Origin of the sequence: Curtobacterium sp. SGAir0471 (assembly GCF_005490985.1) — a bacterium.
In the GTDB taxonomy this organism is placed as follows: Bacteria; Actinomycetota; Actinomycetes; order Actinomycetales; family Microbacteriaceae; genus Curtobacterium.
Window position 1 is genome coordinate 2125272 of sequence record NZ_CP027869.1, and the last position, 12781, is coordinate 2138052.

At 71.9% G+C, this 12781-nt stretch carries 15 protein-coding genes; 2 read left to right on the plus strand and 13 right to left on the minus strand.

From position 1 onward, the window contains the following. Window positions 1–25: 25 nt before the first annotated feature. The 8 genes from dprA to rplS all read right to left on the minus strand — a co-directional run bounded on the left by dprA (window position 26) and on the right by rplS (window position 6144). The gene (dprA, locus tag C1N91_RS09815) at window positions 26–1282 is read right to left on the minus strand and encodes a DNA-processing protein DprA (RefSeq protein WP_137767565.1); all 1257 of its coding nucleotides are present in this window, start codon (window positions 1280–1282) and stop codon (window positions 26–28) included. Next, the gene (locus tag C1N91_RS09820; RefSeq protein ID WP_137767566.1) at window positions 1279–2799 is read right to left on the minus strand and encodes a YifB family Mg chelatase-like AAA ATPase; all 1521 of its coding nucleotides are present in this window, start codon (window positions 2797–2799) and stop codon (window positions 1279–1281) included. The genes dprA and C1N91_RS09820 overlap by 4 nt, the downstream gene beginning before the upstream one ends. Continuing rightward, the gene (locus tag C1N91_RS09825; RefSeq protein ID WP_137767567.1) at window positions 2796–3149 is read right to left on the minus strand and encodes a YraN family protein; all 354 of its coding nucleotides are present in this window, start codon (window positions 3147–3149) and stop codon (window positions 2796–2798) included. Before C1N91_RS09825 ends, C1N91_RS09820 begins: the two co-directional genes overlap by 4 nt. Window positions 3150–3301: 152 nt before the next feature. Further along, window positions 3302–3658, minus strand: a complete 357-nt coding sequence (locus C1N91_RS09830; protein WP_137767568.1) for a histone-like nucleoid-structuring protein Lsr2 — start codon at window positions 3656–3658, stop codon at window positions 3302–3304. A gap of 134 nt (window positions 3659–3792) precedes the next feature. Further along, window positions 3793–4116 (minus strand): DUF2469 family protein, encoded by a 324-nt coding sequence (locus C1N91_RS09835; protein ID WP_058730091.1) that lies wholly within the window; start codon window positions 4114–4116, stop codon window positions 3793–3795. 46 nt (window positions 4117–4162) lie between these two features. Beyond that, window positions 4163–4867 carry a ribonuclease HII gene (locus tag C1N91_RS09840; protein WP_175415988.1) on the minus strand — a complete coding sequence of 235 codons (705 nt, stop codon included), beginning with the start codon at window positions 4865–4867 and terminating at the stop codon, window positions 4163–4165. Beyond that, entirely contained in the window at window positions 4864–5607 is a 744-nt protein-coding gene (gene lepB, locus C1N91_RS09845) for a signal peptidase I (RefSeq protein WP_137767569.1), read from the minus strand. The genes C1N91_RS09840 and lepB overlap by 4 nt, the downstream gene beginning before the upstream one ends. 183 nt (window positions 5608–5790) lie before the next feature. Then, the gene (gene rplS / locus C1N91_RS09850) at window positions 5791–6144 is read right to left on the minus strand and encodes a 50S ribosomal protein L19 (protein WP_058730094.1); all 354 of its coding nucleotides are present in this window, start codon (window positions 6142–6144) and stop codon (window positions 5791–5793) included. 165 nt (window positions 6145–6309) lie between these two features. Here rplS and map point away from each other — a divergent pair, with 165 nt between their 5' ends. After that, a complete protein-coding gene (map, locus tag C1N91_RS09855) occupies window positions 6310–7101 on the plus strand; it encodes a type I methionyl aminopeptidase (protein WP_137767570.1) in 792 nt (263 codons plus the stop codon). A gap of 161 nt (window positions 7102–7262) precedes the next feature. Here the strand turns inward: map and trmD are convergent, their stop codons facing one another. The 5 genes from trmD to C1N91_RS09880 all read right to left on the minus strand — a co-directional run bounded on the left by trmD (window position 7263) and on the right by C1N91_RS09880 (window position 11565). Next, window positions 7263–7955: a tRNA (guanosine(37)-N1)-methyltransferase TrmD gene (trmD, locus tag C1N91_RS09860; protein ID WP_058730102.1), complete on the minus strand. Its 693-nt coding sequence runs from the start codon at window positions 7953–7955 to the stop codon at window positions 7263–7265. Window positions 7956–7957: 2 nt separating this feature from the next. Further along, window positions 7958–8518: a ribosome maturation factor RimM gene (gene rimM / locus C1N91_RS09865; RefSeq protein ID WP_368074190.1), complete on the minus strand. Its 561-nt coding sequence runs from the start codon at window positions 8516–8518 to the stop codon at window positions 7958–7960. A 19-nt stretch (window positions 8519–8537) separates the two neighbouring features. Next, complete coding sequence (locus C1N91_RS09870; RefSeq protein ID WP_058730104.1) at window positions 8538–8774, minus strand: RNA-binding protein; 237 nt, start codon at window positions 8772–8774, stop codon at window positions 8538–8540. A 4-nt stretch (window positions 8775–8778) separates the two neighbouring features. Beyond that, window positions 8779–9195, minus strand: a complete 417-nt coding sequence (gene rpsP, locus C1N91_RS09875; protein WP_058730105.1) for a 30S ribosomal protein S16 — start codon at window positions 9193–9195, stop codon at window positions 8779–8781. Window positions 9196–9378: 183 nt separating this feature from the next. Beyond that, window positions 9379–11565, minus strand: coding sequence for an oxidoreductase (locus C1N91_RS09880; protein ID WP_137767572.1), 2187 nt, complete (start codon window positions 11563–11565; stop codon window positions 9379–9381). Window positions 11566–11643: 78 nt separating this feature from the next. Between C1N91_RS09880 and C1N91_RS09885 the strand changes: the two genes are divergently transcribed. Then, the gene (locus tag C1N91_RS09885) at window positions 11644–12774 is read left to right on the plus strand and encodes a glutamate--cysteine ligase (RefSeq protein ID WP_137767573.1); all 1131 of its coding nucleotides are present in this window, start codon (window positions 11644–11646) and stop codon (window positions 12772–12774) included. Window positions 12775–12781: the final 7 nt, after the last annotated feature.

Genomic DNA, 12781 nt, shown 5'->3' on the forward strand with positions numbered 1-12781 from the left:
GACCCCAGGCTAAGCGGGTTCCCGGTCACGACCTGGCCCACCCGCCGACGGTGTGCCGGACGAGTCCCTGCAGCTCGGCCAGCGCGAGCGCGTCCGCCACCGCTCCGGTCGACATCCCCGACCGGACGGCGATCTCCTGCTCGCCGAGCGCCCGCCGACCCAGTGCGTCGAGCACCCGGACCACCTCGGGGTCCTGCCGCCCACCGCCGAGCGGCTCGTCGCCGCGCGGATCGCCACCACGGTTGGTCGACCGGCCCCGGACGGACCGACCGTGCGCCCCGAGCACGGCGTCGACGGGATCACCCGCCTCCACCACGATCTGAGCACGCCCCTCGGCGACGAGCCGGTGGCATCCCACCGAGGCGGACGACGAGAACGCGCCGGGGACCGCGAACACCGGCCGGCCGAGCTGCGCGGCGTGGTGCGCGGTGTTCAGCGCTCCGGACCGGGCGCCGGCCTCGACCACGACGGTCGCCGCACCGAGCGCCGCGATGAGTCGGTTGCGCGCCAGGAACCGCCACCGCGTCGGTCGGGTCCCCGGCGGCGACTCCGCCATCAGCGTCCCCTGACGAGCCACGTTGCGCAGCAGCTCGACGTTGCCCGTCGGGTACAGCTGGTCGATCCCGCCCGCCAGGACCGCCACCGTCGGGGTGCCCGCAGCGACGGCGACCCGGTGCGCGGTGGCGTCGATGCCGTACGCCCCGCCGCTCACCACCGTGCAGCCGGCATCGGCAGCGGTCGAGGCGATCTCCGCCGTCGCCTCCGCCCCCGCCACCGTGTTCGCACGGGACCCGACCACGGCCAGCGCCGGCCCGGAGGCCCGCCGTCCCGAGCGTGTCCACAGCACCACCGGAGCGTGCGGACCGAGGTCGTCGACGGCGCGTGGCCAGGCTGCCGTCCCTGGGACGACGAGCCGCGCGCCGACGGTGCGCGCGGCGTCGAGCGTTGCCAGGACGTCGACCCGTCCGAGCCGCGGCCCCCACCGATCGAGTGCCACCCGCATCGTCTCGGCGAGGGTCGCCGGTGACTCGGCACCGGGGACCGATGCGTCGACGCACTCGTCGAGCAGACCCTCCGGCCCGTCGTCCACGGCTGCCCGCACCAGCGCGAAGGAGCGTTCCGCTCCGAGCGACTGCACGAGCAGCCCGGCGACCGAGTCTCCGGGCTCCACCACCGTCGACCACGCCACGCGTGCCGCTGCATCGACCAGGTCGACGGCGTCCGCACCGCCCCGACCCAGGGCCGTCGCGATCGTCCCGAGCAGGTCCTGCGCCCCGTTCACAGCGCACCCCGGAGGGCCAGGGCCCCGCGGACGTGCTGCTCGCCCGGCCGCTCGTCGCCCTGCAGGTCGGCGAGCGTCCAAGCGAGGCGCATGGTCCGGTCCCAGCCGCGCATGGTCAGCGTGCCGAGGTCGAGTGCCCGGTCCAGCATCGTGGTCGCACCGGACTCCGCCCGTCCGGCGCCGCGCAGCCACGCCCCGGACACCTCGGCGTTGCGTGTCCATTCCGTGCCGTCGAGCCGCGTGCGCATCGTCTGTCGTGCTGCCTCGACGCTCGCACGAGCCTGCGCCGTCGTGGGCGTCGTCCCGTCCTCGCCCCGGATCAGTCCGGTGGTCACCCGCGGCACGCGCACCCGGATGTCGATCCGGTCGAGCAGCGGCCCGGACATGCGACCGAGGTACCGACGGACGGTCGCGGGCGGGCACTCGCAGGGCTGCCGGGGCGATCCGGCGTTGCCGCAGGGGCAGGGGTTCGCCGCGAGCACGACCTGACACCGAGCGGGGAACTCGGCGGCGCCGGCCGCACGGTGCACGGTGATCCGGCCGGACTCGAGCGGCTGCCGGAGCGCGTCGAGCACCGCACGCGGGAACTCGGGCGCTTCGTCGAGGAACAGCACGCCCTGGGTCGCGCGGGACACGGCACCCGGGCGCACCGTGCCCGACCCACCACCGATGAGGGACACGGCGGAGGCCGAGTGGTGCGGAGCCTCCCACGGGGGTCTGGTGGTCCACGAGGCGACACCGTGCCCGGCGACGGACCGCACCGCCGCGACCTCGAGCGCCGCGTCGTCGTCGAGGTCCGGGAGCAGGCCCGGGAGCCGCTCGGCGAGCATCGTCTTGCCGGCGCCGGGCGGCCCGACGAGCAGGGCGTGGTGCCCGCCGGCGGCCGCCGCCACGATCGCCCGGACTCCGGTCGGGTTGCCCACGACCTCGGACAGCTCGGCGACGGGTGTGCGCTCCGGGAGCACCGGCGGCGCGGCGACCGGCGCGACGTCGACCGGCGGGAGGAGCGCTCCGGCATCGATGGCCGCCGCCCGGAGCGAGTCCACCGCCCGGACGTCCACGCCGTGCACGAACCGTGCCTCGTCCGCGTTGCCGGTGGGCAGCACGACCCGCTCGGCTCCTGCGTCCCGCGCCGCCAGGACCATCGGGACGACGCCGGGCACGGGCCGGAGTCGTCCGTCGAGCCCGAGTTCCCCGATGTACACCACCCGCTCACTGACCCGCGGCGCGACGTCGGCACCGGCGAGCACGGCCATGGCGATCGCGAGGTCGAAGCCGGACCCCCGCTTCGGGATCGCGGCCGGTGTCAGGTTCACGGTGATCCGTCTCGCCGGCAGCGGTGCCCCGGCGTTCGCCGCTGCTGCCCGCACCCGCTCCCGCGCCTCGCCCAACGAGGTGTCCGGGAGCCCGATGATGCTGAAGGCGGGCAGCTGGCTCGTCAGGTGCGCCTCGACCTCGATCCGTCGTCCGGTCACGCCGAGCAGGGCGACCGCGGCGGACCGACCGATGCCGGTCACAGGATCCCCGACAGGTGCTCGACGCCGGACCGTCCGTCGGCGACGTGCACCGCCACCGCATCGAGGCGGACCGCCGCGGCGTGCGTGCCCGGGTGCGCCGCGAACCACATCGGCACCAGCCGACGGAGCCGCGCGGTCTTCGTCGGGGTGATCGCCTCGAACGGGTGTCCCGTCCCGCTTCCCGCTCGCGTCTTGACCTCCACGAAGACCAGGGTCTGCCCGTCCCAGGCGACGACGTCGACCTCGCCGCGGGCGCACCGCCAGTTCCGTTCCACCAACCGGTACCCGCGCGCCGTGAGCCATTCCACTGCGCGGTCCTCGCCGTACGCACCGAGTGTTCGTCGTTCCATGTCGTTGCCTCCACCGACGACGATGCGGCAATTCCGCCGATGCCATCGGGTGGACGACGGATCTGTGGACGAGCACTCTCGACGTGAATGTTGTGCAGGAATGACGAGACCCCGGATGTCGTCAGGACATCCGGGGTCTCGTGTTCCGTGCGTCAGTGTGCGGCTGCGTACGCTTCCTGCACCTGGGTCGAGATGCGGCCGCGGCTCGAGACCTCGTACCCGTTCTCCTTCGCCCACTCGCGGATCTTCGCGAGCTCCTCGGAGTTCCCGCGCTTCGGAGCGGACTTCGGCGCGGAGCCGCCGCTCCCACCCGAACGACGACCGGACACCTTGCGGGCCGCTGCGACGTAGTCGGAGATCGCTTCGCGGAACTTGTCGACGTTCTCGTCGGAGAGGTCGATCTCGTAGTTCGATCCGTCGAATGCGAACTCGACGGTCCGGCCTTCACCTGCGGCGATCGGCGAGTCGTCGAGGTCGTCGACGAGCTGGACGGTGACCTTCTGTGCCATGTCGTGCTCCTGTTCGGAAGGGGGGAGGTCCCCACGACGACGAGTCATGGGGAAAGCTTCTCCACCACCGTAGCGCGACAATTGCAGGAATGTGTCCGGAAAAGCGGCCGAGTCGCAATTCCAGAAACTGTGGATCACTCGTCGAGTGCGAGTTCCTTCGGCAGTTCGAGTTCCCGCGAGGTGAGTTCCTCGACGTTCACGTCCTTGAAGGTGAGCACCCGGACGGACTTCACGAACCGGTCGGAACGGTAGACGTCCCAGACCCACACGTCGTTCATCGTGAGTTCGAAGTAGAAGTCGTGCTCGGTGTCACGGCGGACGAGGTCGACCTCGTTCGCCAGGTAGAACCGCCGCTCGGTCTCGACCACGTACCGGAACTGCGACACGACGTCGCGGTACTCGCGGTACAGGGCAAGTTCGACCTCGCGGTCGTAGTCGTCGAATTCGTCGTCATCCATCGCCCGCACAGTCTACGGCGAGACCGGCGGCCGTGGACGCAGTCGGTCAGCCGGCGACGGAGAGCTCGTCGAAGCCGTCCAGCGCGACGCTCGAGGCCTGGTGCAGCCAGCTCTTCCGGTGCAACGGGTGGGCACCTGCTGCACGGATGCCGTCGTAGTGGGCCGTGGATCCGTACCCCTTGTTCGACGACCACCCGTAGTGAGGGGCGTCCTCGTGCGCGGCGATCATCAGCGCATCCCGCTCCACCTTCGCGACGACGGAGGCCGCAGCGACCGAGGCGCAGTCCCGGTCCGCCTTCACGCGCACCACGACGTCGAGCGGACCGCCCGAGGGGACGAGGTCGGCCGGCACGGCGCGCGACAACCAGTCGAACGACCCGTCGAGCACCACGACCGTGTCGTCGAGGGACATCCCGTCGCGGACGAGCGCGCCGAGGGCCGCCGCACCCGCCTGGCCGAGTGCGGGCACGATCCCCTGCCGGTCCACCACGTCGGCCGACGCCATGCCCACGGCGGTCCGCGCCCACCGTCGGACGACCGGCACCAGCTCGGTCCGACGCGCAGCGGAGAGCACCTTCGAGTCGGCGAGGCCCTGGGGTACACGTCCGATGTCGAGCGTCACCGCCGCGACGCCGACGGCGACCGGGCCGGCGATGGCGCCGCGGCCGACCTCGTCCATGCCGATCACGGTCAGCCGACCGGAACCGAGCAGCTTCTTCTCGACCCGCAGCGAGGGCCGGACCGGGGTCACCGGTCCTTCTCCTCCACGCCCGCGAACACCTCGGGGTAGTCGTCGAGCCACGTCCACCGGCTGGTGGGCCACGAGATGACGAAGGCCCTGCCGGTGACGTCGGACAGCGGCACGAACCCCTTCGACGGGGTGTCGCGGTTGTAGCGGGAGTCCTTCGAGTCGTTCCGGTTGTCACCCATCACCCAGATCGTCCCCTCGGGAACGGTGACGGAGAACGGATCGGCGGAGGCCGGGGCGCCGTCGGGCAGGAGCGTGTAGGGCTCCTTGAGCGGGACGCCGTTCACGGACATCTGCCCGAGGTCGTTGCAGCACGTCACCTTGTCGCCCGGCAGGCCGATGACCCGCTTGATGAGGTGGTCGTCGCTGTCCCCGGTCCCCAGACCGACCTGGGTGAGGAGCCAGTCGATGGCCTTCGCCGGCTGCGTGGTGGGCGCGACGCTCGGGACGTTCGCGCCGGTCAACCACCCGCCCGGGTCCTTGAACACGACGACGTCACCGCGCTTGAGCGACACCACGTCGGGCACCAGCTCGTTGACGATGACGCGGTCGTTGACCTGCAGCGTGTTCTCCATCGACTCCGACGGGATGTAGAACGACCGGATCAGGAACGTCTTCACGAGGAACGAGACGAGCAGCGCCGCGAGGAAGATGATGACGAGGTCCCGCAGGAACGTCAGGACACCGTTGCCCTGCTTCTCGGCCCGTGGGCGGCGCCCCGATCCTTGCGTGGTGTCCGTCATGTCCGCTCTCGTTCACACGCACGCTCGACCAGCGTGCCGACCCACGCCCGCGCTCGTCGGACGTGGAAGACCCGGCGCCCCGTGGAGCGCGCACAACGGGAAAGCCCCCCGTCGATGCACAACCGTACATCGGCGGGGGGCGTCCGGTGGAACCCGGCTCGCGGGCCCTCACTGTGAAGGCGATCAGGCGTCGCGCTTCTCCTTGATCTTGCGGCGGGCCGCCTTGCCACGGAGCTCGCGCAGGTAGTAGAGCTTCGCGCGACGGACGTCACCGCGGGTGACGACCTCGATGTGGTCGATGATCGGCGAGTGCACCGGGAACCAGCGCTCGACACCGACCTGGAAGCTCACCTTGCGGACCTTGAAGGTCTCGCCGAGGCCGTGGCCCTGACGGGCGATGACGACACCCTGGAACACCTGGACGCGCGAGCGCGTGCCCTCGATGATGTTGACGTGCACCTTGATGGTGTCGCCGGGGCGGAAGTCCGGGACGTCGGTGCGCAGGGACGCTGCGTCGACGTGGTCGAGGAGCTGCATGTTCGTTCACTCTCTGCGGACGCGCACGGGTCGCCGCGGATCGGTTCTGGAAAGAAGTGTCCGTGCCCGGAATCGGCGACTCCCCCGTGGCAGAGTCCAGCCAGGGCACAGCGTCCAATCCTGCCACAGAACGGGCACTCCCGCCAACCGGTGCAGGATGGGACCATGATCGAACTCCGCACCCCCGCCGAGCTGGAGGGCCTGCGCGCCGCCGGCCGGTTCGTCGCCGACGTGCTCGACGAGCTGCTCGAGACCGTCGACGTGGGCGTGAACCTGCTCGACCTCGACCGCGTCGCCGCGAGGATGATCGCCGACCGCGGCGCGGTGAGCTGCTACGTCGACTACCACCCCTCGTTCGGCAACTCCCCCTTCGGCAGGAACCTGTGCACGTCGGTCAACGACGCCGCCCTGCACGGCCTGCCCCACGACCGCGTGCTCGTCGACGGGGACCTCGTGAGCCTCGACTTCGCCGCGAGCGTCGACGGCTGGGTGGCCGACTCCGCCGTCACCGTGCAGGTGGGTACCGCCCGTGACGAGGACCAGCGGCTCGTCGACACGGTCGAGCGCGCACTCGTCGCCGGCATCGAGCAGTTCCGGCCCGGCAACAAGCTCGGTGACGTGTCCTACGCGATCGGGCGCGTCGCGAAGGACGCCGGCTTCACCGTCAACACGCAGTTCGGTGGCCACGGCGTCGGGCGCACCATGCACGGTGACCCGCACGTCCCGAACGACGGCCGGCCGGGGCGCGGGCTGAAGCTCCGGCCCGGCCTGGTCGTGGCGATCGAGCCGTGGCTCATGCAGGGCACCGACGAGCTGGTGCAGGACGAGGACGGTTGGACGCTGAAGAGCGTCGACGGATCACGCGCGGCGCACGTCGAGCACACGGTCGCGGTCACCGAGGACGGTCCCGAGGTCCTCACCCTGCGTCGCGCCCAGCGCGCCGACGCGACCGCCTGACGGACGGGAGGCGCGGCGCACCCCCGCCCCGCGCCTCCCGTCCGCACGTCCGGACACATCCGCGGAAGCGACAGCGCACCACGGACGGTCGGCGGAAGCCTGTCGCTCTCGCGGCGCAGACAGTCGGACAGACGGGCTCGGCAGCCGGCAGACGGCGCGCGCTACGCGTCGGGCAGCAGGTCCGGACGGACCCGGCGAGTCCGCTCCACCTGCTGCTCGTGCCGCCAAGCGGCGACGCGGGCGTGGTGCCCGCTGAGCAGGACGTCCGGCACCTCGAGGTCCCGCCAGACGGCGGGCTTCGTGTACGAGGGGTACTCGAGCAGGCCGTCCTCGTGCGACTCCTCGACGAGGGACTCGGGGTTGCCGACGACGCCGGGGACGAGTCGACCGACCGCCTCGATCATCGCCATCGCCGCGACCTCGCCGCCGTTCAGCACGTAGTCACCCAGGGACAGCTCGACCACGGAGCAGCGCGAGGCCGCCCAGGCGAACACCCGGGCGTCGATGCCCTCGTACCGCCCGCAGGCGAACACGAGGTGGTCGTGCTCGGCGGCCAGCGACCGGGCGATCGGCTGACGGAAAGGGGTCCCGGCCGGGGTGGGCACGACGAGCGTCGACGACCCGTCCTCGCGGAGGATCGACGACAGCGCCTGCGCCCACGGCTCGGGCTTCATCACCATGCCGGCGCCACCGCCGTACGGGGTGTCGTCGACCGTGCGATGCCGGTCCGTCGTCCAGTGCCGCAGGTCGTGCACGTGCACGTCGAGCAACCCGTCGACCCGGGCCTTGCCGAGCAGCGAGACGTCGAGGACGGAGAAGAACTCCGGGAAGATCGTGACGATGTCGATCCGCACGATCAGCCTTCCGGGTCGGTCGGCGTGACGGTCTCGGGCCGCGAGGTGTCCTCGGGGTCCTCGAACAGCCCCGTCGGAGGCGTCACCGTGACCGTCCCCGCCGCGATGTCGACCGTCGGCACGATCGCCGAGACGAACGGCACCAGGACCTCGCCGCGCGAGGGAGTGTCGATCGCGAGCAGGTCCTGCGCGGGCAGGTGGTCCACGCGTGCGACCGTCCCGACCTCGACACCGTCACGGAGCACGCGCAGGCCGACCAGCTGGTGGTCGTACCAGGCGTCGTCCTCGCCGGTCTCGGCGTCGGCGTCCTGCTCCACCCAGAGGATCGCCCGCGCGAGTGACTCAGCAGCGGTGCGGTCCGACACGCCCTCGAAGAAGGCGACCGGGTGGCCGTTGTACCAGCGGAGCTCGTCGATGGTCAGGGTCCTGCCCGACCACGGCGAGTCCGAGGGGACCTGGAGCGTGAACTCCGCCCCCGGCGTGAACCGACGATCCGGGTCGTCGGTGTAGAGCTCGAGCTTGATGCCGCCCTTGAGCCCGTGCGCCTTCGTGATGCGACCCACCCGGAGCTGGGTCGTCTCCCTAGGAATCGGTGTCGACCACGTCGACCCGCACCCGCTTGCCGTCGGCGAGAGCCGAGACGAGGGTGCGGAGCGCCTTTGCGGTCCGTCCGGCGCGACCGATCACGCGACCGAGGTCCTCGGGGTGCACACGCACCTCGAGGACCTCGCCACGCGCAGAGGTGGAACTGGCGACGCGGACGTCGTCCGGGTGATCGACGATCCCCTTGACGAGGTGCGTCAGCGCAGAGTCGAGCAAGGAATCAGGCCTCGGTCGTCTCGGCGGCGTCGTCGGCCGACTCGGCCGGAGCAGCGGCGGGGGCCGTCTTCTCCGACTTCGGCTTCAGGACGGCCTTCTTGGCGGTGTCCGCGACGAAGGCCTGCTTCGGCTCGGCGACCTTGACGGTGGACTCGGTGTTGCCCTCGCCCTTGAACTTGCCCCAGTCGCCGGTCAGCTTGAGGAGCGCCGCGACCTGCTCGGTCGGCTGCGCGCCGACGCCGAGCCAGTACTGGGCACGGTCCGAGTTGATCTCGATGACCGAGGGCTCCTCGGTGGGGTGGTACTTGCCGATCTCCTCGATCACGCGACCGTCGCGCTTGGTGCGCGAGTCGGCGACGACGACACGGTAGTACGGCGCACGGATCTTACCGAGACGCTTGAGACGGATCTTGACAGCCACAATTGCTCCTGTTGCGTGTTGTTGTGGTTGAACCGGAACCGCGGGCGTGGGGGCACGCGCGGTGGAAGCTCGATGGGAGTCGCGACCTGCTGGATAGAGGGTCGAGCAGACGCGATTCGACCGTTCATTCTTGCAGGTTTCAGCCCGAGAAGCGAGTCGGGACGCGCCGGCGCCGTGCCGGGATCAGGGAGCGAGCACCCGGACGGCTTCGATCGCCTCACTCGTGGCCCGGACCGCGTCGACGCTCCGGGCGTCCCGGGCACCACCGACGACGGCGTGCGGCACCCCGGCGGCGGCCAGGCCGGCGGCGAGCCCCGTCCCCGCCACGGCGCCGCCGCCGACCGTGTCCCCGTCCATCGTGTCCCCGTCCAGCACATCCGCGTCGACCGCTCCCCCGTCGACCGCCGACGAGCGCTCCTGTCCGGCGCACACGACGACGTGGTCGGCCGGCACCGCGGTCTCCCGACCGTCCGCGTCCCGGATCCACAGCGTGCCCGGCTCGATGCGCAGGTACTCCTGGACGCCGCCGATCATCCGCACGCCGGCGTCGCGGAGACGCCCGACAGCTACCCAGCGCGACGTGATGCCGATCCCCTCGCCGAACTTCCCGGACCGTCGGAGCACCGTGACGTCCGACCCGGGCCGGAGCGTCCGTGCTGCCGCCGGCCGCCGTTGCGGGAGGTCGCCGACCAGGTCGTCGGCGACGGTGACGTCCCAGCGCGCGGCGAACTCCGCGGCACGCACCGCCTCGTCGGGCGACTCGACCAGGAAGGCCGCGGTGTCGACACCGATGCCGCCGCCGCCGATCACCGCCACGGTGCCCGGCGGGACCCCGTCGCGCAGGGCGTCCTCGTAGGACACCACGTGCGGTAGCTCCGCACCCGGCACGGTGATCCGGCGTGGAACCACACCGGGTGCGAGCACCACGGCGTCGCTGTCGAGCAGGTCCGCCGTGGTGGCCGCACGACCGAGGTGCACCGTGGCCCCGCGCTCCTCGAGCTCGGTCCGGGCGGCCGCGACCGTCGCGGCGTAGTCCTCCTTCCCGGGGACGACCGCGGCGAGCGCGAACTGCCCGCCGAGCGAGTCCGAGGCCTCCCACAGCGTCACGTCGTGTCCCCGCCGCGCGGCGTCCACCGCGGCAGCGAGCCCCGCGGGGCCACCGCCGACCACGTCGACCCGCCGCGGCACGGTCGTGGGACGCAGCGGCAGCGCGAGCTCACGCCCGGCCCGCGGGTTCACCAGGCAGGACACCGGCTGGCCGACGATCGAGTGGTCCAGACACGCCTGGTTGCAGCCGATGCACGTGTTCACGAGGTCGAAACGCCCTTCGAGCGACCTGCGGACGATGTCCGGGTCGGCGAGGAACGGCCGGGCGAGGGCCACGGCGTCGACCTGCCGGTCGCGGAGCACCGCCTCGCCGTCCCGCAGGTCGGTCATCCGGTTCGACGCGATCACCTGCACCTCGGGGTGTGCGGACGCCCGGACCACGCCGGCGATCCGCTCGGCGTGGGCGAGCCAGGCACCGTGCGGCACCGAGGCCTGGACGGTCGGCGTGCGCGACTCGTGCCACCCGATGCCGACCGACACCGCGTCGAGACCGAGCGGCAGCAGGTCGTCCACGAGGGCGTCGACCTCGTCGTCGGTGGTCGACCCGGGCATGAGGTCGGCCCCGGACAGCCGGATCGTCACCGCGAGGTCGGGGACTGCCGCACGGACGGCACGGACGACCTCGACCGCGAAGCGACGACGGCGCTCGGCGTCCCCACCCCACTCGTCGTCGCGCAGGTTCGTCAGCGGCGACTGGAACTGGTTGACCAGGTACCCCTCGGACGCCATGATCTCCACGCCGTCGAAGCCGATCGCAGCGGCGGACCGAGCGGCCGCGGCGAAGTCGTCGATCGTGCGGCGCACCTCGGCGTCGGTGAGCGCGACGGGCTGCACCCCGCGTGCTGCCGCCCACGGCAGCGCACTGGGTGCCACGACGCGCTGCGGTCGCCCGTGCCGGTCGAGCATGCCGTTCGCCAGGGCGTAGCGGCCGGCGTGGAACAGCTGCGCGAGCACCGCTCCGCCCTCGTCGTGCACCGCGTCGACCGCGACCCGGAACCGCTCGTCCGCTCCCCCGACGCCGAACACCGCGAAGTCCGGGCCGCCGCGCGCCTCGTCGCTGACCGCGATCCCGCCGGTGACGATGCATCCGACCCCGCCCGCCGCGCGCTCGCGGTAGAACGCGGCCATCGCGGCTCCGCCGTCGTCCAGGACCTCGAGCCCGGTGTGCATCGACCCCATCACCACCCGGTTCCGCAGGTGCAGCGGGCCGAGGGTCCACGGCGACGAGAGGACGGCGAGGTCGGAGACGGCAACGCTGCTCATGTGACCACTCTGCCGGACGACGTGCCCGGGACGGAGTTCCTTGTGCCGACCCTCCAAGCCGACGGGCAGGATGGCCCCATGGACATCCGCTTCACCGAGTCCCGCCCGTCGACCATCGGCGTCGAGTGGGAGCTCCCGCTGGTCGACCGCGGCACCGGCGACCTCGCGCCCCGCGCCCCCGCCGTGATCGCCGCCGTGCAGGAACGGCTCGGTGACCACGACCGGGTGACCGAGGAGCTCCTGACGAACACGGTCGAGGTCGTCACGGGTGTGCACGAGACGGTGGGCGGCGCGACGAACGAGCTCGCGGGCATCATCGGCGAGGTGATCGACGCCGCCGAGCCGCTCGACGCCCAGGTGATGTGCTCCGGCACCCACCCGTTCGCGCAGTGGGACCAGCAGGAGATCACGGCCGACAGCGAGCACTACACCACGCTGATCGACCGCACGCGCTGGTGGGGCCGGCAGATGCTCATCTGGGGCGTGCACGTGCACGTCGGCATCGACGACCGCGACAAGGCGGTACCGATCATGAACGCGATGCTCGCGTACGTGCCGCACCTGCAGGCGTTCACCGCGTCGAGTCCGTTCTGGGGCGGCACCGACACCGGGTACGCCTCCAACCGCGCGCTCATGTTCCAGCAGCTCCCCACCGGCGGCCTCCCGCCCGGCATCGACGACTGGCGTGGTTTCGAGACCGTCGTCGACGATCTGACGAAGACCGGGGTGATCGACGGCTTCAAGGACCTGCGCTGGGACATCCGCCCCTCGCCGGGTTGGGGCACGCTCGAGAACCGGGTGTCCGACGGCATCTCGACGCTGCACGAGGTCGGCGCCGTCACCGCGTTCGTCCAGTGCCTCGTCACGGCGCTGTCCGACCGACTCGACCGCGGCGAGGACCTGCCGTCGATGCAGCCGTGGTTCATCCGCGAGAACAAGTGGCGTGCCGCCCGCTACGGCATGGAGGCGGAGATCATCACGAACGCCGCCGGTGACGAGCGCCTGGTCACCGACGAGGTGCACGACCTGGTCGGACGGCTCGATCCGATCGCGGAGCGTCTCGGGTGCCAGCAGGAGCTGCACCACCTCGACACGATGATCGCCGAGGGCGCCTCGTACCAGCGGCAGCTGCGGGTGGCGCAGGAGAACGGCGGGGACCTCCGCGCGGTGGTCCGCCACCTCGTCACCGAGCTGCGCGAGTCGCTCTAGACGCGAC

Excerpts from the sequence above, each read along its gene's own strand:
- lepB (WP_137767569.1), bottom strand. The coding sequence starts at position 5,607 with ATGACGGACACCACGCAAGGATCGGGGCGCCGCCCACGGGCCGAGAAG.
- C1N91_RS09885 (WP_137767573.1), top strand. The coding sequence starts at position 11,644 with ATGGACATCCGCTTCACCGAGTCCCGCCCGTCGACCATCGGCGTCGAG.
- C1N91_RS09825 (WP_137767567.1), bottom strand. The coding sequence starts at position 3,149 with ATGGAACGACGAACACTCGGTGCGTACGGCGAGGACCGCGCAGTGGAA.
- C1N91_RS09835 (WP_058730091.1), bottom strand. The coding sequence starts at position 4,116 with ATGGATGACGACGAATTCGACGACTACGACCGCGAGGTCGAACTTGCC.
- map (WP_137767570.1), top strand. The coding sequence starts at position 6,310 with ATGATCGAACTCCGCACCCCCGCCGAGCTGGAGGGCCTGCGCGCCGCC.
- C1N91_RS09880 (WP_137767572.1), bottom strand. The coding sequence starts at position 11,565 with ATGAGCAGCGTTGCCGTCTCCGACCTCGCCGTCCTCTCGTCGCCGTGG.
- rplS (WP_058730094.1), bottom strand. The coding sequence starts at position 6,144 with ATGCAGCTCCTCGACCACGTCGACGCAGCGTCCCTGCGCACCGACGTC.
- C1N91_RS09830 (WP_137767568.1), bottom strand. The coding sequence starts at position 3,658 with ATGGCACAGAAGGTCACCGTCCAGCTCGTCGACGACCTCGACGACTCG.